The organism is Enterobacter sp. UPMP2052, from assembly GCF_053709675.1.
In genome coordinates, this window is the sequence record NZ_JBSKJR010000002.1 from 227,717 (window position 1) to 249,601 (window position 21,885).

At 48.6% G+C, this 21,885-nt stretch carries 46 protein-coding genes and 2 pseudogenes; 28 read left to right on the plus strand and 20 right to left on the minus strand.

Annotation, left to right across the window (positions count from 1 at the left end; all coding sequences use genetic code 11):
• Positions 1-45 precede the first annotated feature (45 nt).
• The 18 genes and pseudogenes from ACWKX3_RS11220 to ACWKX3_RS11305 all read right to left on the minus strand — a co-directional run.
• Positions 46-141, minus strand: a pseudogene (locus ACWKX3_RS11220) (helix-turn-helix domain-containing protein); the annotation flags it as partial.
• Positions 142-151: 10 nt separating this feature from the next.
• A complete protein-coding gene (locus tag ACWKX3_RS11225; protein ID WP_454541746.1) occupies positions 152-397 on the minus strand; it encodes a hypothetical protein in 246 nt (81 codons plus the stop codon).
• A 36-nt stretch (positions 398-433) separates the two neighbouring features.
• Complete coding sequence (locus tag ACWKX3_RS11230) at positions 434-661, minus strand: hypothetical protein (protein ID WP_454541747.1); 228 nt, start codon at positions 659-661, stop codon at positions 434-436.
• Between the two features lie 3 nt (positions 662-664).
• Positions 665-970 (minus strand): hypothetical protein, encoded by a 306-nt coding sequence (locus tag ACWKX3_RS11235; protein WP_454541748.1) that lies wholly within the window; start codon positions 968-970, stop codon positions 665-667.
• Positions 967-1,347 (minus strand): HNH endonuclease, encoded by a 381-nt coding sequence (locus tag ACWKX3_RS11240; protein ID WP_454541749.1) that lies wholly within the window; start codon positions 1,345-1,347, stop codon positions 967-969. Before ACWKX3_RS11240 ends, ACWKX3_RS11235 begins: the two co-directional genes overlap by 4 nt.
• A gap of 118 nt (positions 1,348-1,465) precedes the next feature.
• Positions 1,466-1,697, minus strand: a pseudogene (locus tag ACWKX3_RS11245) (ead/Ea22-like family protein); the annotation flags it as partial.
• Positions 1,698-1,720: 23 nt separating this feature from the next.
• On the minus strand, positions 1,721-2,200 hold the full coding sequence (locus ACWKX3_RS11250) for a hypothetical protein (protein WP_454541750.1): 480 nt from the start codon (positions 2,198-2,200) through the stop codon (positions 1,721-1,723).
• Positions 2,197-2,370: a DUF2737 family protein gene (locus tag ACWKX3_RS11255; protein ID WP_454541751.1), complete on the minus strand. Its 174-nt coding sequence runs from the start codon at positions 2,368-2,370 to the stop codon at positions 2,197-2,199. Before ACWKX3_RS11255 ends, ACWKX3_RS11250 begins: the two co-directional genes overlap by 4 nt.
• A complete protein-coding gene (locus tag ACWKX3_RS11260) occupies positions 2,367-2,675 on the minus strand; it encodes a sigma factor-like helix-turn-helix DNA-binding protein (RefSeq protein ID WP_454541752.1) in 309 nt (102 codons plus the stop codon). Before ACWKX3_RS11260 ends, ACWKX3_RS11255 begins: the two co-directional genes overlap by 4 nt.
• 5 nt (positions 2,676-2,680) lie before the next feature.
• On the minus strand, positions 2,681-3,748 hold the full coding sequence (locus tag ACWKX3_RS11265) for an AAA family ATPase (RefSeq protein ID WP_454541753.1): 1,068 nt from the start codon (positions 3,746-3,748) through the stop codon (positions 2,681-2,683).
• Positions 3,745-4,053: a hypothetical protein gene (locus ACWKX3_RS11270; RefSeq protein WP_454541754.1), complete on the minus strand. Its 309-nt coding sequence runs from the start codon at positions 4,051-4,053 to the stop codon at positions 3,745-3,747. The genes ACWKX3_RS11265 and ACWKX3_RS11270 overlap by 4 nt, the downstream gene beginning before the upstream one ends.
• Positions 4,054-4,137: 84 nt before the next feature.
• Positions 4,138-4,308 (minus strand): hypothetical protein, encoded by a 171-nt coding sequence (locus tag ACWKX3_RS11275; protein ID WP_164474124.1) that lies wholly within the window; start codon positions 4,306-4,308, stop codon positions 4,138-4,140.
• A 93-nt stretch (positions 4,309-4,401) separates the two neighbouring features.
• On the minus strand, positions 4,402-4,650 hold the full coding sequence (locus ACWKX3_RS11280; RefSeq protein WP_454541755.1) for a hypothetical protein: 249 nt from the start codon (positions 4,648-4,650) through the stop codon (positions 4,402-4,404).
• Positions 4,651-4,800: 150 nt separating this feature from the next.
• A complete protein-coding gene (locus ACWKX3_RS11285) occupies positions 4,801-5,058 on the minus strand; it encodes a DUF551 domain-containing protein (protein ID WP_454541756.1) in 258 nt (85 codons plus the stop codon).
• Entirely contained in the window at positions 5,010-5,258 is a 249-nt protein-coding gene (locus ACWKX3_RS11290; protein ID WP_454541863.1) for a hypothetical protein, read from the minus strand. The genes ACWKX3_RS11285 and ACWKX3_RS11290 overlap by 49 nt, the downstream gene beginning before the upstream one ends.
• Position 5,259: 1 nt before the next feature.
• Complete coding sequence (locus ACWKX3_RS11295) at positions 5,260-5,508, minus strand: hypothetical protein (protein ID WP_454541757.1); 249 nt, start codon at positions 5,506-5,508, stop codon at positions 5,260-5,262.
• A gap of 46 nt (positions 5,509-5,554) precedes the next feature.
• Entirely contained in the window at positions 5,555-5,782 is a 228-nt protein-coding gene (locus ACWKX3_RS11300; protein WP_454541758.1) for a hypothetical protein, read from the minus strand.
• A gap of 3 nt (positions 5,783-5,785) precedes the next feature.
• On the minus strand, positions 5,786-6,043 hold the full coding sequence (locus ACWKX3_RS11305; protein WP_454541759.1) for a transcriptional antitermination N peptide: 258 nt from the start codon (positions 6,041-6,043) through the stop codon (positions 5,786-5,788).
• A gap of 113 nt (positions 6,044-6,156) precedes the next feature.
• Here ACWKX3_RS11305 and ACWKX3_RS11310 point away from each other — a divergent pair, with 113 nt between their 5' ends.
• Entirely contained in the window at positions 6,157-6,399 is a 243-nt protein-coding gene (locus ACWKX3_RS11310; RefSeq protein ID WP_454541760.1) for a hypothetical protein, read from the plus strand.
• A 549-nt stretch (positions 6,400-6,948) separates the two neighbouring features.
• Positions 6,949-7,158: a fumarate hydratase FumD gene (fumD, locus tag ACWKX3_RS11315; protein ID WP_454541761.1), complete on the plus strand. Its 210-nt coding sequence runs from the start codon at positions 6,949-6,951 to the stop codon at positions 7,156-7,158.
• A 41-nt stretch (positions 7,159-7,199) separates the two neighbouring features.
• Here fumD and ACWKX3_RS11320 read toward each other — a convergent pair whose 3' ends face one another.
• Together ACWKX3_RS11320 and ACWKX3_RS11325 are read right to left on the minus strand one after the other, a co-directional pair.
• Complete coding sequence (locus ACWKX3_RS11320; RefSeq protein WP_454541762.1) at positions 7,200-8,066, minus strand: DUF7946 domain-containing protein; 867 nt, start codon at positions 8,064-8,066, stop codon at positions 7,200-7,202.
• A gap of 43 nt (positions 8,067-8,109) precedes the next feature.
• Positions 8,110-8,796 (minus strand): XRE family transcriptional regulator, encoded by a 687-nt coding sequence (locus ACWKX3_RS11325; protein ID WP_454541763.1) that lies wholly within the window; start codon positions 8,794-8,796, stop codon positions 8,110-8,112.
• Positions 8,797-8,905: 109 nt separating this feature from the next.
• Between ACWKX3_RS11325 and ACWKX3_RS11330 the strand changes: the two genes are divergently transcribed.
• The 26 genes from ACWKX3_RS11330 to ACWKX3_RS11455 all read left to right on the plus strand — a co-directional run bounded on the left by ACWKX3_RS11330 (position 8,906) and on the right by ACWKX3_RS11455 (position 21,816).
• The gene (locus ACWKX3_RS11330; protein ID WP_454541764.1) at positions 8,906-9,133 is read left to right on the plus strand and encodes a YdaS family helix-turn-helix protein; all 228 of its coding nucleotides are present in this window, start codon (positions 8,906-8,908) and stop codon (positions 9,131-9,133) included.
• A 101-nt stretch (positions 9,134-9,234) separates the two neighbouring features.
• Entirely contained in the window at positions 9,235-9,525 is a 291-nt protein-coding gene (locus tag ACWKX3_RS11335) for a CII family transcriptional regulator (RefSeq protein ID WP_311000979.1), read from the plus strand.
• A 36-nt stretch (positions 9,526-9,561) separates the two neighbouring features.
• Positions 9,562-10,377, plus strand: a complete 816-nt coding sequence (locus ACWKX3_RS11340) for a ParB/RepB/Spo0J family partition protein (protein ID WP_454541765.1) — start codon at positions 9,562-9,564, stop codon at positions 10,375-10,377.
• Positions 10,361-11,146, plus strand: a complete 786-nt coding sequence (locus ACWKX3_RS11345) for a helix-turn-helix domain-containing protein (protein WP_454541766.1) — start codon at positions 10,361-10,363, stop codon at positions 11,144-11,146. The genes ACWKX3_RS11340 and ACWKX3_RS11345 overlap by 17 nt, the downstream gene beginning before the upstream one ends.
• Positions 11,143-11,835 carry a replication protein P gene (locus ACWKX3_RS11350; protein ID WP_454541767.1) on the plus strand — a complete coding sequence of 231 codons (693 nt, stop codon included), beginning with the start codon at positions 11,143-11,145 and terminating at the stop codon, positions 11,833-11,835. The genes ACWKX3_RS11345 and ACWKX3_RS11350 overlap by 4 nt, the downstream gene beginning before the upstream one ends.
• A gap of 640 nt (positions 11,836-12,475) precedes the next feature.
• The gene (locus ACWKX3_RS11355; protein ID WP_454541768.1) at positions 12,476-12,688 is read left to right on the plus strand and encodes a DUF7301 family protein; all 213 of its coding nucleotides are present in this window, start codon (positions 12,476-12,478) and stop codon (positions 12,686-12,688) included.
• Positions 12,685-12,879, plus strand: a complete 195-nt coding sequence (locus ACWKX3_RS11360; RefSeq protein ID WP_454541769.1) for a hypothetical protein — start codon at positions 12,685-12,687, stop codon at positions 12,877-12,879. The genes ACWKX3_RS11355 and ACWKX3_RS11360 overlap by 4 nt, the downstream gene beginning before the upstream one ends.
• An 11-nt stretch (positions 12,880-12,890) precedes the next feature.
• Positions 12,891-13,157, plus strand: a complete 267-nt coding sequence (locus ACWKX3_RS11365; RefSeq protein WP_454541770.1) for a hypothetical protein — start codon at positions 12,891-12,893, stop codon at positions 13,155-13,157.
• A gap of 2 nt (positions 13,158-13,159) precedes the next feature.
• The gene (locus tag ACWKX3_RS11370; protein WP_454541771.1) at positions 13,160-13,345 is read left to right on the plus strand and encodes a Lar family restriction alleviation protein; all 186 of its coding nucleotides are present in this window, start codon (positions 13,160-13,162) and stop codon (positions 13,343-13,345) included.
• Positions 13,326-13,763, plus strand: coding sequence for a recombination protein NinB (locus ACWKX3_RS11375; RefSeq protein ID WP_454541772.1), 438 nt, complete (start codon positions 13,326-13,328; stop codon positions 13,761-13,763). Before ACWKX3_RS11370 ends, ACWKX3_RS11375 begins: the two co-directional genes overlap by 20 nt.
• 204 nt (positions 13,764-13,967) lie before the next feature.
• Positions 13,968-14,282: a phage protein NinX family protein gene (locus ACWKX3_RS11380; protein ID WP_454541773.1), complete on the plus strand. Its 315-nt coding sequence runs from the start codon at positions 13,968-13,970 to the stop codon at positions 14,280-14,282.
• Positions 14,275-14,451: a protein NinF gene (locus ACWKX3_RS11385; RefSeq protein ID WP_454541774.1), complete on the plus strand. Its 177-nt coding sequence runs from the start codon at positions 14,275-14,277 to the stop codon at positions 14,449-14,451. The genes ACWKX3_RS11380 and ACWKX3_RS11385 overlap by 8 nt, the downstream gene beginning before the upstream one ends.
• The gene (locus tag ACWKX3_RS11390; protein WP_454541775.1) at positions 14,444-14,734 is read left to right on the plus strand and encodes a hypothetical protein; all 291 of its coding nucleotides are present in this window, start codon (positions 14,444-14,446) and stop codon (positions 14,732-14,734) included. The genes ACWKX3_RS11385 and ACWKX3_RS11390 overlap by 8 nt, the downstream gene beginning before the upstream one ends.
• On the plus strand, positions 14,727-15,356 hold the full coding sequence (locus ACWKX3_RS11395) for a recombination protein NinG (protein WP_454541776.1): 630 nt from the start codon (positions 14,727-14,729) through the stop codon (positions 15,354-15,356). Before ACWKX3_RS11390 ends, ACWKX3_RS11395 begins: the two co-directional genes overlap by 8 nt.
• Positions 15,353-15,553 (plus strand): protein ninH, encoded by a 201-nt coding sequence (locus ACWKX3_RS11400; protein WP_400406177.1) that lies wholly within the window; start codon positions 15,353-15,355, stop codon positions 15,551-15,553. Before ACWKX3_RS11395 ends, ACWKX3_RS11400 begins: the two co-directional genes overlap by 4 nt.
• Entirely contained in the window at positions 15,537-15,719 is a 183-nt protein-coding gene (locus tag ACWKX3_RS11405) for a hypothetical protein (RefSeq protein WP_454541777.1), read from the plus strand. The genes ACWKX3_RS11400 and ACWKX3_RS11405 overlap by 17 nt, the downstream gene beginning before the upstream one ends.
• Positions 15,716-16,327, plus strand: coding sequence for a hypothetical protein (locus ACWKX3_RS11410; RefSeq protein WP_454541778.1), 612 nt, complete (start codon positions 15,716-15,718; stop codon positions 16,325-16,327). The genes ACWKX3_RS11405 and ACWKX3_RS11410 overlap by 4 nt, the downstream gene beginning before the upstream one ends.
• Before the next feature lie 258 nt (positions 16,328-16,585).
• The gene (locus ACWKX3_RS11415) at positions 16,586-16,951 is read left to right on the plus strand and encodes a Gp49 family protein (RefSeq protein ID WP_454541779.1); all 366 of its coding nucleotides are present in this window, start codon (positions 16,586-16,588) and stop codon (positions 16,949-16,951) included.
• A gap of 233 nt (positions 16,952-17,184) precedes the next feature.
• Positions 17,185-17,400, plus strand: coding sequence for a class II holin family protein (locus tag ACWKX3_RS11420; RefSeq protein ID WP_454541780.1), 216 nt, complete (start codon positions 17,185-17,187; stop codon positions 17,398-17,400).
• A complete protein-coding gene (locus tag ACWKX3_RS11425) occupies positions 17,400-17,888 on the plus strand; it encodes a lysozyme (protein ID WP_454541781.1) in 489 nt (162 codons plus the stop codon). Before ACWKX3_RS11420 ends, ACWKX3_RS11425 begins: the two co-directional genes overlap by 1 nt.
• Positions 17,885-18,262 (plus strand): DUF2570 domain-containing protein, encoded by a 378-nt coding sequence (locus tag ACWKX3_RS11430; RefSeq protein WP_454541782.1) that lies wholly within the window; start codon positions 17,885-17,887, stop codon positions 18,260-18,262. Before ACWKX3_RS11425 ends, ACWKX3_RS11430 begins: the two co-directional genes overlap by 4 nt.
• Positions 18,246-18,425 (plus strand): Rz1-like lysis system protein LysC, encoded by a 180-nt coding sequence (lysC, locus tag ACWKX3_RS11435; protein WP_454541783.1) that lies wholly within the window; start codon positions 18,246-18,248, stop codon positions 18,423-18,425. The genes ACWKX3_RS11430 and lysC overlap by 17 nt, the downstream gene beginning before the upstream one ends.
• A 204-nt stretch (positions 18,426-18,629) precedes the next feature.
• A complete protein-coding gene (locus ACWKX3_RS11440; RefSeq protein ID WP_454541784.1) occupies positions 18,630-19,154 on the plus strand; it encodes a Rha family transcriptional regulator in 525 nt (174 codons plus the stop codon).
• A 365-nt stretch (positions 19,155-19,519) separates the two neighbouring features.
• Positions 19,520-19,738: a hypothetical protein gene (locus ACWKX3_RS11445; RefSeq protein WP_454541785.1), complete on the plus strand. Its 219-nt coding sequence runs from the start codon at positions 19,520-19,522 to the stop codon at positions 19,736-19,738.
• A gap of 3 nt (positions 19,739-19,741) precedes the next feature.
• The gene (locus ACWKX3_RS11450) at positions 19,742-20,344 is read left to right on the plus strand and encodes a hypothetical protein (RefSeq protein ID WP_454541786.1); all 603 of its coding nucleotides are present in this window, start codon (positions 19,742-19,744) and stop codon (positions 20,342-20,344) included.
• The gene (locus tag ACWKX3_RS11455; protein WP_454541787.1) at positions 20,344-21,816 is read left to right on the plus strand and encodes a terminase; all 1,473 of its coding nucleotides are present in this window, start codon (positions 20,344-20,346) and stop codon (positions 21,814-21,816) included. Before ACWKX3_RS11450 ends, ACWKX3_RS11455 begins: the two co-directional genes overlap by 1 nt.
• The last annotated feature ends 69 nt before the right edge of the window (positions 21,817-21,885 follow it).

The following is a 21,885-nucleotide window of genomic DNA, read 5'->3' on the forward strand; positions in this document are numbered from 1 at the left end:
AGTGAGGTATGGGGATTTAGGTTTGGAAGGGTCTTTTCGTGTTGCCTGAAGGCGGCCTGTGCGAATCCAGTTGGTAGCGGTAGGTCTGGATATCTTGAGAAATGCACAGGCCTCATCGAGTGTGAGGCTGTGTGATTCCATGATTACTCCGTCATTCAAAGCGTATTGTTGAACCCTTAAAGAATCCCTTGCAAACAGCACCCTTTACTGAATTGCCATTAGGAGAGGTAGCAGTGAATTCTGTTGAGTAAACATCATCTTTGCTGCTGCATGAAAGCCAGCCGTAACCGCCAGTCTTGATGTTCGTGAATCCGTTATCAGATAAAACCTTCACTGCGCCGTCAGGGTCGGTACATCCTGTTGCAAGCAGAATCAACAGAAGCACTAATTTCTTCATCATCTATCTCCAATAAAAAACCGCCATTGCGGCGGTCTAGTCGATTACGATTTTTCCTGACTTGATAGCGTCGTAGATAAGTTCTGCTGAGTGTCCGTTACTTGCTGATTCTCGGCACAATTCAGCAATGGCAAACACTGCTTCACCACGCTTCTTATCTCCCTTCCTTGGATTCCGAATGCTTTTTAGTCGATAAAAATTTCCAGTTCCAGGGTCATAAAAGAAATTGCGCTTAAGCTCCTCAAGAGAGACAGCATCTGACATTTGCTACTCCTTTGTTTGTTGCGGAGCTGGCGGGGCGGTGTAAAGCGGCATGAATTCGTAGTTGTCAGATTCCGGAATGTTAACTGATGGAAAATCAGCCTCAACAGATTGATGATGCAAATCCCATTCGTCACACGTTCCGAATTTCTCACGCAATTCTGCTTTCTGCCTGGACATATACGCCACAGGCTCCGCTTCGAGCGATGCCAGCGCGATACGCGCCAGCTCCATTTGCTCGCCACGGGTTAATCCGTTATCCAGCGGATTATTGATGAATTGAGTTACGCGTTCTCTGGTAATAGTGCTCATGATGTCGCTCCTTCTTGGTATTTTTCGAACCAGAACACTACCGGCGCGTTAGTTGGTTGAATCAGCCCGAATGATTCAGCTGTGCGGTAACTTCTTGATGCTCTGCGCGTAACATCAACCTGAGTTGCGATGCGACTACGAAAGTCTTCAACGGTGCTGCACATTTTGAACAGGTTGCAGGGGATGCATGCTGGAACCATGTTGCTGATCGTGTCGTTTTCTGGCCTGTCCATTGCGTAGCCGTTGCTGATATTTCTACGTACTGCCTCAACGTGGTCAGCATGCCAGCCCTTCTCAGGCAGTTCGCAGCCGCAATAAGCGCAGCGGCCGCCGAACTTCATGCGCAACTCTGCGCGTTGCTTCTTAGTGAGAGCCATACCTATTTCCCCAATTCCAGTTTGATTCCAGCCTCTCTGAGCGCGGCAAGAACATCGTTTTTTGCGAATCCGTGATTACCGGTTGTCATAAATCCAGGACGAGGAAGATTCACTCTAACTTTTCGCGCCTCCAGCTCAGCAATCCGCTTCTCTGCGGCTTCCAGCGCATTTACCAGCTCCTCGACGGTTCCAGCCGCTTGGCGCGCGTAATCTGTGATTGCCAGCTCGCATTCAATTTCAGTGCCGTTTTCGTTGGTGTGGCAAATAGCAAAGTAGTCTGAGTCGATTTCGTTATCGGCCAAATGCCTTAGCGTGTCGGCAACCAGCACACCGTTTTCAATCAACAGCTCTGTCGCGCGTTTGTCGGTGTTGCTCATTGGGCGGCCTCCTGGCGGATTTCATTCGCAAAATCAGCTGCGTCATCTGCTCTTTGACGATACTTAAGGCGAGATGAATCGCTGATGCTAATTCCTGAGTCTGTTTCGTTTGCAATGGCGTACCAGGCATTCGCCAACCGCTCCACACCCTGCGCCCGCACTTCAGCCAGGAAAGCGTCCGTTGCTGGGGTTTTGATAGCATCAAATTCTTCCATTGCCGCTTCAATAGTTGCCTGCTGGCACGCCACCTCTGCACGTCCCTGAATACCTGTTCCTTCACCGTTTAAGTCGTTATGCATCTCATCAAGCTTGTCGCCAAACGACTTCAGCCCCGCATTCTCCGCAGCCAGCGCCACGCACCTGGCCTCCGCTTCAGCAAATTTACGCATCAGGTATTCGGCGTTCGTTTCGTTGACCTTCATGTCACCTGGCAAGCACTTACCACGTAGAAAACCTTCCATCTCAAATAATTTCATTTCTTCGCCCTCTGCTTTAACCACGCTGTCAGGAATCTGTTCTCGTTCACGCTCTGGAAGCTATTACGCTTCAGCATTTCTTCGCGTGGGATATCGTTGATGGGTTTGAAGCGGTGTCCGGCGATTAACTCGTTGGGCGTGATGAAGGGGTCGTAATAATTTCCAATCATGATGCTTTCCTCATGTTCATGTCTTGCTTCAGAAGTCTCGACACTCTCGACCTTACAGCCGTGCAACGCAGCCCCATCATTTCTGCGATATCCTTTTGCTGGTAGCCTTCTCTATAGAGTCGAGACAGGGTTTCTACTTCCTGCTGACTCCATCTATGCTGTGTGTGGGCTGTAGATAACGAATATTTCTGAGCGAGGTAATAGAATTGGGCTAACGTAATACCTAGATGGTCAGCCGCGCGGGACGCGACCATGCGCCCGCACACCGCCGTCATTTCTTCCGGAGTGATGTTTAGTTTTCTCATGTGGATTAATGAGGTTGAGATGGAGCCTGTTTGTCTTCTGCCATTTTCTTAATGGTGGCGAATCCATTGCGAAGCTTATCGCTTGGCATACCTTCGATTAGAGTCCAGCTACGAGTGGCGAATACGTTTTCCATGAGGTTTAGCCTGGCTTCCTTGGCTTCCTTGCTATTTCCATCAAGCTCAAGTTTGACGAATAAACCTTTTATCTCTTCACACATTATTTCACGCTGTCTCTTTTCGTACTGAAAGCCATCTTCCGTGATGTCATTAACGAAAAGTGCAGAGCTATCCCTTTGCTCCATGGAGTCGAAGTGCTGGCCTCCGATGTTGAGGAACTCGAAGTGAGGCGCAAATGTCTGGAAATTAGGGAAGTCGAACTCAAGTCCATTGAGTCTGTCAGTGCGGTCTTTTTCTACAAGCGCTCGGTTAATGATGCGCCCCTGTTCACGATGCTTGATCATCTCAATAAGCAGCGATGGCTCGTAACCCATTTCCTTCTCGGTTGCCATTTTCGTTCCGCTAGTGATGAGCTCCATCTTCCCGTTTTCTTCGTTCTTCTGATACTCGTAGATAGAACCTGCACGACCGCAAACAATCGCATGAACTTTAGAGGACAGGAACAGGTCAGTGAACTCAGCCCACTTAGCCTTGATTGGCTTCCAGTGGTGGAACTCAAGTTGATATACGGGTTTTGCACGTGGGTTGTTTCGTTTTCGCTGTTCGTTCAGTTGTTTTAGGAAGCTATCCTGACAGTCTTTCCAGACGTGGGTAATGGAGTCGGCAATGATAATAGAGCAATCATTTTCGGCTTCACGCCAAAATCCCATGAGGTCCTTGATAGCACGGCTCTCATCGTAAACAAGGAAATCAATACCGGCCTTTTCAAAGAAGGGGATTATGTATGTGGCAGCCGGTTCTGTATCAAACATGGCGACGGGCTTTTTAAGGTTGTATGTCTTCCATAGGCCAATTGCAATCTCAGTAGCGGTACGCGTCTTTCCTGAGCCTGCATCGCCATAAATACCGATTTTTGCATATGCCTGTTTTCGTTCTGCTCGTTTTAAGTAACTCATGCTGCATCCTCGAAAGTATGACGGCGCATAAAGATGGACATTGCATACTCCACCTCGACGCGCGGCCTGAATATGTCCCACATAACTTCTCCGGCGAATTCCTGATAATTGCAGTCCTCTTCGCCAAGCCACTCCACAGCCTCTTTCGTGTAATCGTCAGGCTTATGTGATTCCAGCATATTGAGCACTGGCCGCATGTTCTCGCACAGCATATCAACCTGTTTATCAATTTTCGCGTGGTCCTTATCGCTTAGATTCGCGATGATTTGCTTAATCTCTGTTTTGTCTGTCATCGTCAGGCGCATGTTTATTCTCCTCACGCGGAACTGGAAATACGTCTTTAAGGAGGCGATATAACTCCTCGTCACTCCATCTCTTCTCAGCGCCTGTCACGGCTGCACCTTTTGATTCAGGAACTCAACCAGACGCTCCAGCAAGCTCTTAACGCGAGGCTGCTTAAAGTCTGCGCCGGTAATGATGTTCTGACGTGAATGCTGGACGGATAAGATAGGGTCGAATGAGCGGGCCACGACGGCACCGCCCGCGATAGCAAATGTCATCGTGGGATTCCTTATGTTGTGTGTGATTGCATAGCGATAGAGACTCGTGAATCTCTGTTGATATGCGGGTATGAAAAAGCCGCTCAGTGGCGGCTATTTTGAAACCTTTTGCATGTCTTTAACCCGGAATTTCCTGACCTCTGTTTCATCTACACCACAGCAAATGCAGAGACAAACAGGCTCACAGTCGTAGTGAATTTCTTCTTTCTTGCCAACGGTAACAGGCACTTCAACCCATGCATTTGAGCTAATCTGGCTAACAACTTTGTAGACAAACATTTCGTTTGGAGCGCCAAAGCGTTTTTGCTCAATCAGCGCGTAATCACCAAAATCAAAGCTCATATTTCCTCCATGCAAAAAGAACGCCGCCCTGACTGCTGGCGGCAAAGACATAACGGGGGATTTCCAATAATCAGACACTATCGAATCGTCTCCGATAGTACGGTGCGGTATTACACCCAATAGCTAACTCAGAGAATTAGCTATCAGTTGTTATTCGCTTGGTGGTTCAGGTAATGGCATCCAGTGAGTTACACCATGCACAATGCCTCTTAAGTCTTCAAATCTTGGAGCTCTACCTCTTTCCGTTTTCGCTCCATCCCATTGCGTATACGAAGCACAGCGGACGTATTTGCCCTCAATGGTCACAAGGACTCGATTCCCAATTTCAGGCACCCTCTCACTACACTTAATCCACTCCATCACTCCTCCCCCAGAGCCTTGCTGATGGCTGCGCGAGCAAAATCCCATTCAGGATGCTCACCGTGTTTATCATAAGCGTGAAGCGCATCCTGTAGAGCTTCGAGCAAATCAGGAGCTGCTGCGATCAGCTGCTTATTTGCTTTACTGGTCATTTCAAACGGGTAGCCTTTACCGAACACCAATACATCCTTGCTACCCAATCCTTCAGAGTCCCAATACCATGGACCTGGAGTATGTTTCATATTCACCTCACTCAAATAATGAATCCTTGTTAGCCTCATAACTCAGAACGAAGATATGCACGGCATGGGTTAACGTGTCACCGCAGAACTCTCCATAAACATTTTCCGATGCTACAAGCCACGTTTTATCTCCATTCAATCGCCTTGCTGCTTTATCTATCCCGTACTTATCTATGAGTGTGTTAATGTCGTCAGAAAGCCCCTGAGCATCCATTCTCAGCGATGCCTCTTCTGGTGTGAGGCGTATCATTTTCATATTCACCTCTGTAGCTTGCTGCCAAAAGAAGGCCGACTATGCGGCCTCAGTCATTTTCGTCGTATGTAATACTTAGCGATAAAACCGCCGTACCAACCCTGACTGCGTGCCCATACTCTTGCATATGAAGTAAATCCCACCTTGAAAACCCGACTCTCTCAGGAAAACCTGCCTCTACAGCAAGTACTGGCAAATCGGTATGAGCGCTTTGCGGGTAGGCATATTCGGCACCAGTATATTTGTTGCGAATAACTACATATTCACTGCTGCTCATTCATCACCTCGCTGTAACCTGTTTACTCTTACGATGACCAGCTGCGAAAAGCGCCACCTCTGGCAGACAAACTGCTCCACCTTCAACTTCCTTCTGACGCGTTCCGGCAAGCGAAATGGCTCTTGAAACACGCTCACTACAGCCTTCCGACAGCCGTGAAAATGCACGGTCAATCTTTTTACAGTAGGCTTTAGCTTCTAACTTCTCTGCTGCCTTTTTTGCGTTGAAAGCTGCAAGGCGACGAGCTTGATTTCTGTTCATATTTGCTCCTCGTGCCTGTCTTTTAACCACGTCAGGCTCGGTGGTTCTCGTGTACCCCTACAGCGAGAAAGGGTGTAAAATCGAATCACCCTTACAGCACGAGAGTGATTTATATGTCTGATATTCCAGCCATGACCTTCCCAATCGGAATTACTTATCCGATGGAAGTCTTTCTCGACCCCAATACAGGTGAGCTGGTTTTTGAATGCCACCAACTAATCGGGAATGTGAGCCAGAAGGTTCGCTTTCTAATGGAGCCGAAGGCAGCACTAACGCTTCTGTCCGTGCTCCCTGTAATTCAAAGAGACGGGGCTCATATAATCGAAGAAAAAGCCAGGCTAAGTTCCTTGCAATAAACCTCATAATTAACTCCTCATTTTTCTGGTGATGAAGAACATCATCACCAGCCATATTGCATTTGTTAATGCGACTGAAATCGCAATCACTGAAAGAACAAGGTTTACAGAATCGCTGCATTCCATATCCATTAACCTCTCGATTTTGAATTGCTTCTGTGAATGCTTTGGTGGTGTGGTGGCTGGAGTCGAACCAGCTTCCATCGGTGCGCTGCCGATTGGGTTACGCGCGCCTTGTGGTTAGTTATCTAGAACCTTCACCGCAAAACTATTCCCTAGCTCGCCGTTAAGCTTCACCACACCCCGAAGCATTCACTTCGGCCTCAGATTCTGAGGATTAAATTTTTAAAGAGCCCCGAACTCGATTCCTTGTTCGTATTCAGCGTCCTGCTGATGGAAGTAAATATAAAACCTGAGTTGTATTTGTGTCAACAACCTTGGTTGTATATTTATCTATTTTGGTTGTTTGTGGTTGTATTTTAAGGGGATTTATTTTTGTAAAAGCTTCGTGCGATACTGCTACGAGTGAAAAATGAGCGAGGGATTGGTATGGATTACGAAGAAATGGCGCAGATGCGCTATCAGGAAATGTGCAGGATTGTGGGCGATGTCGTTTTTGCTATGGTGGCTGAGGGGCATGAGACTAAACGAGTGGCTATAGCTGACGTGATACGAACTGAGTTAGCAAAGGGGCTGGATAAGTGGGATGAGGACCAGCTACAGTGCATGGAGCTTGCTGTGAAGCTTCTGGAAGAGTAGGGATTGGAAGGCAAAGAAAACCCGGCTCGGTGGCCGGGTTATTAGATTTCTATATCTACTATGAAAAGCTTGATTATTGCCCCTTTTCTTACTGACGCTTTTGCAGTGACTTTCACTGCTGCCTCACTACTTAACCCCGAGGAAAGGAAGCGACTGAGTGAAATCAGGTAAGGATTTTCAGATTTAGATGCTGATGGATCGCTTATCTGGGCTGCAATACGTTTATCTGAATCGTCACCCTCAATAATTACCTTTGCCGTCATTCTGTGTGCATCGAACTCTGTAAGAAAAATTCTATATTCCCTTAAGCCGAGAACTTCATCATCGTCAAGTTGATCGATGATTGCCTTGTCTTCTTCGGTGATAATCGCAGGCTTGAATCCAGAGCCAGACGCGACACTAATCTTATTGCAAGTATTACCAATTGGTGAAACTGCCTGCCTAACAGAAGGACGCAACTCTCCAGCCATCTTATCAATCACAGAGATCAATCCGCCGATGGTATCTTTATCTTTGTTTCCGAGGGCTTCAATGGCCTTCTCAAGAGCGTCTTTAAGGTATTTCATTTCCTCTTTCTTCTGGGCATTTTTTGCGAAGATGTAAGGTATCAATGCTCCAAGTATAGCCCCCGCAGATCCCGAGAACAATTGAGACTGGCTGATAAAATTCATAACAGTATCGAGGGTAAAGCAGTTTGCTCTGGCTTCTTTAGCGTAAACCTTAACCTCTTGGCTTGATGTCGTTCGTGAATATTTCTGCGTTAAAGCAAACGTCCCAGCAGTTGCGAGAATTTTAGAAAATCCCTTCAGAGACTCACCTAAAGAGGTGAGTTCAATTTCGTGATTTTCAGCATCTAATCCATCATATCTTAGTGAAAAATTAACATCTTGTATGCTAGTGTTATCCATCACCTTTCCTTAAACATTCACCCAAACGTCTCGTCAGCCACTGCTACAGTTTGTTGTAAGCTATCGATTCGTGAATAAGCGCTTTGCCCATGATGTAGAGCTGGTCCTGATTATCTTCCGTTACATACCAATCCTTGTATGCTGGATTGTCTGACAATACAGCCAACTGAAGCCCCTGCATTTGCAATCGCTTGACGTGAAAATGTTGTCCGAAGACAAAGGCATATACCCCATCCACCTTGAAGTGCCTAACAGAAACATCAAAGAATAAACGATCTCCAGACTGTATGGTTGGGCACATGCTATCACCATCGACTGTCATTACCTTTACGTCTGACTGAGAGCGGTTACCGAATAGTGATCGCGCATGCTCGGTGGTGAATTCGATGGCATGTAGGACTTCAACAAATTCAGAAATCATAAATGACCCTGGTCCCGCGCTAAATGTCAGGTCGAGTACGTCAACTCTAAACACGTCTTCTGCTAACTTATCCGACTCATCTTTTGCCATATCACTCCCTTCAACGAACATCGGCTCACGACCATCAGATAGCCACTCAGGCCTTACGCCAAGCACACTAGCTATCTCAACAATCCTTTTTGAGCTTTTGGCTTTACCCGATGTCAATTTTTGTATGGCAGCCTGCGAAACCCCAACCTTTTCGGCCAGAGTCACCTGATTAATCTTCGCCTTCTCCATGGAAAGCTTTAATCGCTGTGAAAGAGTCATGTTCATCCTACAAAAATACAACCCCAGTTGTTATATGGCAAACAACCCAGCACTTGCAAAATAACAACCTTGGTTGTATATTGGTTTTATAACAAGTGGAGGTGGTTTTATGAACCAAGTTATTAAAACCGCTATTGCCATTGTTGGAACGCAGAAAGAGCTAGCTAAGGCATGCGGCGTTAGTCAAGCGGCGGTTCAGAAATGGTTATACGGCAAGGCGAAAGTTTCGCCACAAAACGTTTTCTCTGTGGTGAAAGCTACCGGTGGGAAGGTACAGGGATATCAAATTCGCCCAGACCTTCCAGGGCTTTTCCCTAAGCCTAACCAAGCAGCCTAACTAGCAGTACCGCTCTTTAATAATCTGCCCCTCAGAACCTGAGGAATACCAACGCATCAACCTATGCGTATTTACTTATTAACTAAGGAATATATTAAGAAATGGAACTAGCAAAAGACAGCAAAAAGGTACGCGAAGTGGAAACAGAGCTTCGTGCCCGACTCGTTTCAATGGGTCAGACAAATTTCGCAAAGATGGCGGGATGGGCTGATTCAAAGGTGAGTCGATTAAACATCCACGATATGGCGGTGACGTTCGTTCTTCTGGAGAAAGTCTGGGAGACAAGCCTGATTCGTGAAGTGGCAAGACAGGCTATTGCAGCTGTGATGCCAGAAAGCAAAAAGCGACCGGTGGTGGCCGGACGCTCTGAGCAACTAACTATCGACTTCTAAACACACTGTGTTACGTCAATAACAACAGGAGTAATTATGAGTTCTCTATCTCAGCTTTACAAGTCCAAGGATAAAAACGGCACCGAAACCACAGTGAAGAAAACCTTCCTGGTTCCGCTGTCAGAAATCTATGTGGAGCCTGGCTTTAACGTTCGTGAAATCGACCAGATTCACGTTGAAGAGTTTCGTGATGCGTTTATTGCCGGTGAGTACGTACCGCCTTTGGCGGTTCAGGTTACAGAGCAGGGTGTGAAAATTATTGATGGTCATCACCGGTATTATGGAGCAATAGCCGCGCAGGAATCCGGTACCGAAATCCCACGCCTGGAATGCAAAGACTTTGTTGGTTCTGATGCCGATCGCATCGCCTTCATGGTCACCAGCTCTCAGGGAAAACCCCTGACACCGCTTGAACGTGCAGCTGCCTACCAGCGCTTGGTTAACCAGGGCTGGGAGCCTTCAGAGATTGCCAAGAAGGTTAAACGCTCAGTTGCTGACGTTGATCACCACCTTCAGTTGCTGTCCTGCGGTGATGAGCTGATTGGCATGGTTCGTTCCGGAGAAGTTGCTGCCACCACAGCAGTTGCATTATCTCGCGAGCATGGCCCTCAGGCGTCATCTGTAGCCGTCGAACAGATGGGCAAGGCCAAAGCCGCAGGCAAGTCAAAACTAACTCGTAGCGCCGCCCTGCCGCAATTCAGCGCAGCGAAGGCGCGAGAGTTCATCCAGTTGATTGCCGATCACCAGTCAATCCCCATTCCAGAAAAAGCATTAACCATCCTGAATGAGTATCGCCAGTTCCTGAAAGATGCTGGCTGGGAGGAAAAGAGTGAGCATGCTTCTAATGGCTAAAGCCATGACGATGAAAGTAGGAAATCCCCTGAGAAAGCTGGTACTCCTGAAGCTGGCAGACAATGCCAGCGATTTGGGCGAGTGCTGGCCTAGTTATCAACATATCGCTGACCAGTGCGAGATAAGTAAGCGCTCAGTGATGAACCACATCGACGCACTATGCGATGCCGGCCTGGTCAGAAAAGAGTATCGGCCTGGACCAAAAGGCAACTCCAGCAATGTATATCACCTCAACCTACATGGTGCAGGAGATTCACTAGGGGGTAGTGCAGCAAATTCACCAGGTGGTGCAGGAGATTCACTAGGGGGTAGTGCAGCAAATTCACCAGGTGGTGCAGGAGATTCACTAGGGGGTAGTGCAGCAAATTCACCAGGTGGTGCAGGAGATTCACTAGGGGGTAGTGCAGGAGCTGCACCCAGAACCAGTAACTCTTTTGAACCTATCAATGAACCTATACAGCAGGTCGCTAACGCTCCATGTGAAGTGCATGACGTTTCTTCGAAGTATGCCTTTGCAGGAAATGTCATTCGACTTAACCACGAGCACTTCCAGAAATGGAAAGCCCTCTATCGAAACATCGACCTGGTTTATGAACTGAATCGCCTTGATATCGAGTTCACCGCTGAAAAGCCAAAAAACTGGTTCATCACTGCAAGCCAGAAGCTTAGCTATCAGAACAAACAATCTGCCGGCCGGCCAATTCAGAAAACGGCTGTTAACCAATCACACTGGAACGACAAAGACGAGTGGGAGAAAAACTTCCTATGAAAAACCTTGTCCAGGCGATTCACAATCGCGACAGCAACGCACTGGCTCGCCTTGCTGGAGAAAACAAAGAGCCAGATCGCGGAGTCAACAACGAGGCAGAGAGGCTGGTAGACATCCTGTTCGACAACCTCAAGCAGCTTTTCCCGGCATCAGTCAGTACCGCCCTGAAAGACCCGCGTGACGAAGCAGCTGCAAAGCGCCAGTGGATTGCGGCATTTGCAGAGAACAACATCCGCAGCAGAGAGCAGCTTAAATCCGGAATGCAGCACGCCCGTGCAAGCGCATCACCATTCTGGCCTTCCCCTGGGCAATTCATCGCCTGGTGCAAAGACGCAGAGTTCAAAGCTAGCGGCCTCCCTGATACAAACGAACTTTACGACATGGTCATGGAATACTGCGCCCACAAAATTGAGTACGAAACACCGGAACGCTACCCATGGAAGAGCAATGCGTGCTACTGGATGGTGACGAAGCTATACGACCTGATGCGATCGCTCAATCTTACTGACTCAGAACTGCGAAAGCGATGCACTGAAGAGTTGCGAAAAATGGCTCATCGTATCGAGTCTGGAGAAGAAATTCCCGCGCCGGTTGTTCAAATTCCTAAGCTTCACATCCCACTTAGCAACGATAAAGGCCTGGCTAAAATCGCAGAGCTTCGTGCAAAGCATCGCCTGGGGAGGCACTGACATGGACATGGAACGCGTAACGTTTGAAGGCCTGTTTATCAGCGTATTCCGCGATAAGTTTTGCCTCAAGAGGACTGAGCTTGGCTATCAACACCCATTCGTTAACAGCTGCTTTTTCTTCTGGCAGGAGGGAAAACCATGAGACAAAAGGTTCAGAGCGACACCCTAGAAAGATACGTATCAGAACACCCCGGCGCTAAATCCCCAGAAATTATCAAAAACACAGGCATTCACCCCAGCTCAGTAGCTTCTGTCCTTCGTCACATGGTAGGCGAGAAGATACTGAGACGAGAAGGCCAGAGGGGTAGCTACCGGTATTACAAGTATGATCGCAATCAGAAATTTAACAGCCACGGTGAGCCAATCGTTGACCACGACATGCCCAACCCACTGACTGCATTTATCAACCAGAGATTGAGAGAGGTGCGAAGTGTTTAAGAAAGGCCAGCTAGTGCAGTCGATTAAGTACGGCGATCATTACGTAGTTGTGAAGGCTGGGCCGGAATATGCGAAGGCGACGCCATTAACCCCTAAGCGCTGGTTCTCAGAGACCATGTTTATCGAATATGACCGCTTCAGACTAATCGGCAACAATTACCAGCCCAAACCTAACACCCCAGCACGCTGATGGAGAGGAATGATGAGTACAGCAGAGCAATTATTGAATGCGGATATCAAAGAGGCCGCGCACCGCAAGAAAAGATATATGAGTTCCAGCAACCTTCCGCTTCTCGAAAAGGTTGCAGCAAGACCACTTCCTAAAAAATCACCTCGCGACCGTGTTTTACTCAAGATTTTAAGAATGAATCTTGGCGTCATACCTTGGAAGTTTTGCAATGGAGAAAAAGCATGAGAAAGAAACAAGCTGAAAAATTATTTTGTGACGCGATGGATGCTCTGGCTGAAGTTGGAGAGAGTCCGCTGAACTACTGCCTTTCGTTTGCTCGTGGATGCATGGCAGCAGAGAAAAAGACCGAATATCTGCATGAGTGGGAAGACGGCACTATGCGGTTGAAGGTTAGCGACGGCGAGCAGGTTCATTGATGGAGAGACATATGGACGTATCAGAAAAGAAATTTGAACAATGGTTTAGATCCATTGAGACCGGTGATGATGATAAATGGGAATTACCTGCCTACAAATCACCAGAATGGAATGCTTATCTTCTAAGAAGACAATTAGCTCTCGGGGCATGGCAGGCCAGTCGAGAAGCATTGGAGGTGAAGTTGCCTAAAGTATGCGCATTTAACCTTTGTGAATTACTCGATAAGAAAGAGGTAATCGAAGCCATCCGCGCCGCTGGAATCAAAGTGAAGGAGTGAGTATGAGCGAGTTAAAGCCGTGCCCGTTTTGCTGCAGTAAAGACAATGCTGTGTTGAGTTACTGCGATCAGGAGTGGTTCCATGCTTACTGCTACAACTGCGGAGCGAATGGGCCTGAGGAAAAAACACAAACTGAAGCTGCATTAGCCTGGAACCGGAGAGCAGGAGATGAAGAAACTAACGTTTGAACTAAGAAGCCCCATCCATCAGCAGAACGCCATTCAAGCCATACAGCAAATCTTCCCAGACCCAACTAAACCAATCATCGTCACAATACAAGAGCGTAACCGCAGCATAGACCAGAATCGCAAACTCTGGGCTTGCCTTGGTGATGTCTCTCGTCAGGTCGAATGGCATGGTAGATGGCTGGATGCCGAAAGCTGGAAGTGCATATTCACAGCAGCGTTAAAGCAGCAGGACGTTGTGCCTAATCTTTCCGGCAACGGATTCGTTGTGATAGGCCAGTCAACCAGCAAGATGAGGGTTGGAGAATTCGCTGAGCTTCTTGAGCTTATCCAGGCATTCGGTGCAGAGAAGGATGTGAAGTGGTCTGACGAAGCCAGGTTAGCACTGGAGTGGAAAGCCAGATTCGGAGATGCGGCATGATATGAAGAAGACATGGTTTCACCATCACGACCTTACAAACGAAGAAGCAACTCAGTTAATCACCGCCTACCAATCCCGCAACGTAAAAACTCAACGAACGCTAAGCGCAGACCCTCGATTATGGGTGGTTTCTGCCTTGTTGCCAGAGTACGCCAGCGAGCCAAAGGGTAGGAGTCAGTATCAATCCAGAATGTGGAGCTAAATATGGACTATTCACAGTTAAGCGACAGGGATATTGATGCCCTGGTATTGCAGGATATTTACGGCAATCAGGCCAAAGACAAGGACATCATGCGAGCTTGGCTGCGTGGTGGTTTTAAATACACGACCAACCCGGCAGACGCATGGCCGATTATTTTGAAAAACTGCATCAGTTTAGTTTGGGATTGTGCAGAGGATGGAAGTTCTGATTGGTGGAATGCATTTGACCAGTTCGATGATTGCCGTATTCAGTATCAGTCCAACCCACTCCGGGCCGCAATGATTGTCTTTCTCATGACGGACGACAAACATGCTTAGCCCCCACGAAGCCCAATCATACGAGCAGCAGAGCATACGTCGAACGTTGTGCGCAGGCTGCACGAAGGAGTTGACCGACGATGAGACTCACGTTTGCGAGGAGTGCGCTGCCATGGCAATAGCGTATCGCGACCCTAACGGATTTATGACGGAGGATGATGATGAGTGAATTGCGAGCGGGTGGTTTGGCGATGATTATCATGAGCCTTAGCCCAGAAAATATCGGCAAGGTTGTCGAACTAGTAGAATTCATTGGATGCATAGATAAAGGGCCTCATCGAAATAGAAAAGATATCTGGAGAATTCAGCCATATACCTCGTCTCTTGTTGGCCATAACGGAATAATTAAGACTGACAGAATCGCTCGATGTCCGGGAGAGTGGCTCATGCCAATCGATGGAGAAGACTTCTCTCACGAAGATGAGCGACATAAGGAGTTGACCAATGGCTAAAGGCAAAACGCCGAAGCCTCGTACCTGCCCAATCTGCTCTACCGAATACATACCCCGAAGTTCTCTCCAGAAAGTCTGCCACAACTACAAATGCGCAATTGCGTTCAATAAGCAACGCGATGCTGAAATTGCTGCGCGTGAACAGCGTAAGCGTGAACGTGAGCAAAGCGCTGACTTGAAGCAGAGGAGAGAGGCTTTAAAAACACGAGCAGAATGGGAAAGAGAGGCTCAGGCAGCATTCAACAGATACATCAGGATGCGTGATATGTACCAGGAGTGCATTAGCCACCCTGGAAAACTTATCAGCAATTCTAACTACCTCACCGGTAGCGCAGTTGATGCCAGCCACTATCGTTCGCGTGGTGCTGCATCACACCTCAGATTCAACGTATTCAACGTCCATGCGGCATGCACTCGATGCAACAGGCAGCTTAGCGGTAATGCTGTCGAGTATCGCATCCGGCTTATAGAGCGCATAGGTCTTGAAAGGGTTGAGCGTCTTGAAGCTGACAACGAGCCACGAAAATTCGACATCGACTACCTGAAGCGAGTGAAATCAATTTTCACGCGCCGGGCCCGTCATTACGAAAAACTCCGTAAGAGATATAGCGAGGCAGCATGACACCCTCTATCAAAACCATCCCGGAAATGCTGATTGAGACATACGGGAACCAGACAGAAGTAGCCAGGCGTTTATCGTGCCATCGAAACACGGTTAATCGATACGCGTACGACAAAGAAGCCAAACACCACGCCATTGTTAACGGCGTTTTGATGATTCATCAAGGCGGAAGAGGTATCTATGAGCGTCGTAACTAACATCCAGGAAGTGAAGTGGCAGCGTCAGCGCGATATGCATACCGAGCAGGTGCTGATTGGCAAAAAGCATGAGCTTGAGCGCAGTCTTGAGTATGTGCGAGAGCAATTGCGGGAAGTGCGTAATCGGCTTGGCACAAATAAGCCAGATGGTCCGGAGGCCGCATGAGACACACACCTGTGTTCGGCATGGTCAACTTCATCGACGATGCTCATTTCCGCCGCGTATGGAAGCACCCAAAGAAAACCATCAATCCACGCCAGAAAGCATGGGTTCATTACATGCTTCAGGTATGGGGAAGGGTTAACGCCGGTGATGATTCACCTGGTGGTGCAATCAACGTTATCGGTCGCCTGATGATTCGTAGCCAGTGGAGTGATGACAAGGCCAAACAGATTGAGTCTGTCGTCATGCGCCTCTACGAAGAAGATGGGTTACGTGGAGATGCGCTATATCAGAAAGCTCGCGAACTGGTCATACCTCAATCATCGTTCAGCAACATCATCGCTCTCGCCAAAGAATCCGATGATGCTGCTTTTGTTGAACGTGTGATGATCAAGACGTTTCACCGTGAAAGCCCCGTCCGCGATGTAGCTATTAAGCGATATTGCAATCGCAATTGCACGCAAGATATCGCCAGGCTGATGAATGCAGTAACCGGAGTGGATATCCAGTCATGCAGACGCAGGGTTGTCTGGTGCGAGAATGTGCTCGATTCAGAAATCTTTTATGCAATGAGGCGCGAAATTGAGAAGGAATTTCCACAGGCAGCATAATATTTAGGTAAATTGTCCTAAATAACTTGCTATCGCGAAATGGAAGTAGTACATTTTGTGTATGCTCGGAGCAAAAGCGAACAGAGCAGCCAAACAAATTAGCCCTGAGGTTCACGCCTTGGGGCTTTTTGCGTTTTAAGCACGACCTTTCTGAAAGCGCATCCCACCAAATACCAGACAGACAATACCCTCACCTTATCCGCTGTGGCTACGGTGCTATGCGCTTTCACCCCTACCAACAATCAACTGGTGAAAATTATGAACGACCAGCAAATCGAAAAAGAAATCGTAGATAAAGGAAAGACTGCTCCTCGCGTTACACCGGATCATATCCAGTCACTCATCACTGGGGAATATTACTTCTCTGCTGAAAATGGTGTTAATGGAAATATCCATAAGCAGGATGACTTAACGCGCCTTACCGGCTACCACGGCGAGCTAAAGCTTCTTACATTCTGTGTTCTGGTGCTTAAAAATGGATTCACCGTTACCGGTGAAAGCGCCTGCGCCAGTCCGGAAAACTTCGATGAAGAAATTGGGCGAAAGATTGCTCGCCAGAATGCTGTGAACAAAATCTGGATGCTCGAAGGTTATCTGCTGAAAGAAAAACTCAGCGAACTGTAGTCATCACAAAAGCCATTCTCTGAGTGGCTTTGATAATGACCAAAGAAAACCCGCTCAATGGCGGGCTTCGTGAAGATGGGTGGCAAGAGACTGCGCTAACAGCCTCTTGCCTGATTTGCTCATGCCTTTAGTCACGAACAAACCACGTTACCGCAAAATGTATCCTGGATTTGTTCTGATCACCATCATCCCTTTCTTAATTTGAACAAATCCCCTGGTATTGAGGGGCGAGCATGTACCGTATGGATAAATTAACTACCGGCATTGCATACGGTACTTCAGGAGGAAGTGCCGCATTTTGGTTTAAACGGCTATTGGATGGCTACACACCAGAGCAGTGGGCGGCGATAGGTGTCTTAGGAAGCCTTGGGTTCATGCTTCTTACGTATCTAACAAACCTCTACTTCAAATTCAGAGAAGACAGAAGAAAAGAAGACCGAGGTGAATAATGTCACCGGAACTTAGAAAGATCATTGCCGCTGCACTTGGTACTGGTGCAATTGGTATCGCAACGGTAATGGTATCTGGCAAGACCGGGTTAGAAGGCCGCGAACACTACCCCTATAAAGATGTAGTTGGTGTTATCACCGTTTGCGACGGGCACACAGGCAGAGACATTGTCTGGGGTAAATATTACTCAGACAAAGAGTGTGATGCCCTGACCCGTAAAGATATGCAGCGCATAGCTTCACAGGTAGATCCGCACATCAAAGTGCCAACCACTGAAACTCAACGCGCAGCAATCTACTCTTTCGCTTACAACGTTGGTGCATCAGCCACTATCAATTCCACTCTACTGAAAAAACTGAACGCTCGTGATTATACAGGCGCATGTTCAGAGCTTAAACGCTGGGTATATGCCGGTGGTCAGAAGTGGAAAGGGCTGATGAACCGACGCGACGTTGAGTATGAGGTTTGCACCTGGAGTCAGAAATGAGCAGGGTAACGGCAATCATCGTCGCAGTGGTCTCCTGCATCATCGTTTCTCTGGCATTGGTCGCCAATCATTATCGCAATAACGCTATTTCCTTCAAAGACCAGCGTGATCAAGCGACGGTCAGAGCAGAGACATCTGAGGCGATCTCCAACAACGTAATCACCACAATGAACCTCATCCGTGACATTTCACAGGCTACCCAGAATGGAAAGAACGAACTGGCTCAAAAGGGCGAGACACGCATTGTCTACATCAGGCAGGCGCTTGAAGGCGATCCTTGCGCTAACCAGCTTGTTCCTTCTGCCGCTACTGTCAGCCTGCGGGAATACGCAGAAAGTTTACGTTCCGGCACCAGTGGTGCCGATAAGCGCTGACCTGACAACAGACACACCGATCCCCGGAATGGCAGCGCCGTTCACGTGGCAGGCAAGTCTGGAGTTGAACACTCAACTCTATACGGCGCTTGGTCAATGCAACCTTGATAAAGCGGCAATACGGAAGATTGAATCATCCAGAAAATTAGAAGCTCATCCCTGAGCCTCTGACACAGTCTCTCCTCTGGACTTTAAACGTAGCAAATTCTCACAGCCTCGCATCCGCGGGGCTTTTTTATGTGCATCTCACGCGCATCTCAACGAGAGCCTTTCAGTAAGCGAGCCTGAGAAAAGCCGTTATAGGTGGCGACCTCTCTCGGGCGGCTTTTCTGTGAGACAGGCTCACTTTCTAAAAGGTAAATACGCTATGAATAATCCGTCAGTTATTCCGGCCTTCGACTTCCGCGAAATGGTTATGCCATCTAACGGAAAAGTCATCACAACGTCCATGAAGATCGCCCGCTATTTCGGCAAGGCGCATAAAAACGTTCTTCGCACTATCAAGCGGCTGGAGTCAGATTGCTCGCCTGACTTTAACCGGCTCAATTTTGAGCCCGTTGAATACCTTGATAAAAAAGGCGAGATGCGCCTGATGTACAACATCACGAAAGATGGTTGGATGATGCTTGTGATGGGGTTCACCGGAAAGACGGCGACCGCGATCAAGGAGCAATACATTGCTGCCTTTAACTGGATGGCCGAACAACTTAGCCGCCGCATGGCGATGGGCGAAGAAATGCAGCACCGCTACGCCATCAAAGAAACACGCTCGAAGTTAAAAGGCACGATAGGCAGCCGGTTAATGAACGAACGGAAGAAAGAGAAGCGCGTTCTGGCGGTCGAGCATGAACACATCATGCAGGTAACTCAGCCTGAGTTGCTGATTAACTAAACAGGCCATTACAAAGCCTATCTGCGGGTGGGCTTGATAATGCCGTAGCGCTCTAAAAGTTGAAGCCTTTTCGATAGGCAAACTGTTTTGACGATCTCGTTGATTGATGGCGAGATGGCAATTACAAATGAAATTAATAAGTTTGTGGACATGATACCTCCTATAGAAAAACGAGGCAGACGAGTTCTGCTTCTATAGAGGTCTCTAATTATTTTTCTGCGGCTCCTTCATTAGTGGTCATTGATGTAGAAAAAAACTGTGTCCAACAATGTTGGACAGCCACGTTCTGTCTATAGTGGTCTTGAATTATCCCCTACAGCGGATAATCAACCAAATATCCCCACAAGCGGATAAAGAGGCTCTCAATGTCCGACATCTACCAAATCACCCTGACAACCCAAACAGGCGAAACCTTCACGGGCAAGATGTCACGACGTCAGCCTGAACTGGTTAACGGCTTTGTGCCGCTGGCGACCGAGACGGGCGAGTGGCTGTACTTTGCTCCTGACGATGTGAAGCGCGTGCAGTTCACGCCAGTGACGGAAGAGCAGGCCGAACAGCCAGAAGAACAAACAACGGAGTAACGAATGAGCAAACCGGACTGGGAGGCCATCGAGACGGCGTACCGGGCCGGAGTGATGTCCCTCCGAGAAATAGCATCACAACACGGTATCAGCGAAGGTGCTATCCGTAAGCGTGCAAAGCGTGACGACTGGTCGCGTGATCTGAATGCGAAGGTGAAAGAACGCGCTGACGATCTGGTACGCAAAGCAGAGGTACGCAAACAGGTACGCAGTGAAGTCACTTTTAACGAACGCGTACTCATCGAGGCGACGGCTGAGGTAATTGCCAACGTCCGCATGGAGCATCGCGGCGACATTAAGCGCGCCCGGCAGATAACCAACGCCCTGTTTGATGAGTTGGGCGCGGAGTGCGCAGACGTGGCCGCACTGGAGAAGCTCGGAGAGTTGATGTTCAACCCTGACGATAAGGGCCAGGACAAGCTCAATGAGATTTACCAAAAGGTCATCAGCATGCCGGAGCGCGTTAAGTCGGTTAAGGCACTGAGCGACGCGCTGAAGAATCTGATCGGGCTTGAGCGCCAGGCATACGATATCGACGGGCCGGAAGGCGACAACTCTGTTAAGCAACTTTCTGACCTGATGGATTCACTGTCTCAGGGGGCGTAATGAAACCTGAGCACCTCAAGCTGCTGTCCGACAAAGACTGGCGGCTGAACAATCTCTACTGGATCACTGACAAAGAGGGAAAGCCGACGCGGTTCAGGATGACGCCTGAGCAACGGGAATACTTTGAGGGGATCCACACCCGCAACATCATTCTGAAAGCTCGCCAGCTCGGTTTCACCACAGAGGTGTGCATCATCCAGCTCGACGCGGCCCTGTTTGAGTCGGCGAAGTGCGCCCTGATTGCCCACACGCTGAATGACGCAAAGCGCCTGTTCCGAGAAAAGGTGAAGTACGCATACGACAAGCTGCCAGCAGAGATAAAGGCGGCCAACCCGGCGAGCAATGACTCTTCCTGTGAGCTCGTATTCAAGAAGGGCGGCTCGCTCTACGTGAGCACATCATTTCGTGGCGGTACGCTGCGCTACCTGCACGTTTCTGAGTTCGGGAAGATATGCGCCAAGTATCCAGACAAGGCCCGTGAGATCGTCACTGGTGCGTTTGAGGCGGTATCGACCGGATGCTTCGCTACTATTGAGAGCACAGCCGAGGGCCGGGCGGGTTACTTCTTCGATTACTGCCAGACGGCAGAGAAAGCGTTACTGCAGGGCAAGCCATTATCCGCCCTGGACTGGAAGTTTTTCTTCTTCTCCTGGTGGAAGAACCCGCAGTACGCAATCGACCCGGTCGAATCGTTGCCTGTGCGCCTGCTTGAGTACTTCGCTGAAATGGAGGCGAAGCACGGTGTAGTCGTTAACGACCGCCAGAAAGCCTGGTACTACGCCAAAGAGAAGACGCTCGGCGACGACATGAAGCGGGAATACCCGACCATTCCCGCCGAGGCGTTCCAGCAGTCGGTCGAGGGTGCGTACTACGCCAAACAGTTCCGCTGGCTCTACACCAATAAGCGGATCGGCCAAATCCCGGATAACTCACACCTGCCAGTTCATACGTTCTGGGATATCGGCGTGGGTGACTCCACGGCGATATGGTTCGTTCGTGAGGTTGGTACTGAGTTCCATGTCATCGACTACTACGAAAACTCTGGAGAGGGCCTGAGGCACTACATGAAGGTGCTGAAAGACCGCGGCTACGAGTACGGCGAGCACTGGGGTCCGCACGACATTGAGAACCGCGAATTCGGCGCTGATGCAAAGTCACGCAAAGAGCTGGCTCAGGAAGGATATGAAATCGACGGTCAGGTGTACTCGATGACATTCAACGTTGTGCCGAAAACTGGTGTCGATACCGGCATTGAGTCGGTGCGTGAAATTCTCCCGTCCTGCGTTTTCGATGAAGAGAAGTGTGCCGAGGGCATATCTCACCTCGAAGGTTATCGCAAGGAGTGGGACGACAAGCGCGGCTGCTGGAAAGACAAACCGCTTCATGACTTCACATCACACGGTGCTGACAGCTTTCGCTACTTTGCAGTAGCGAAGAACAACCACAAGCAGGTCGGCGCAGTATTCTTCTAAGGAGCTCATCAGTGAGTGAATTAAGCACCGGGGAGCAGTTCCTCGTTAATGCCCTTGCTGATGCTTTAG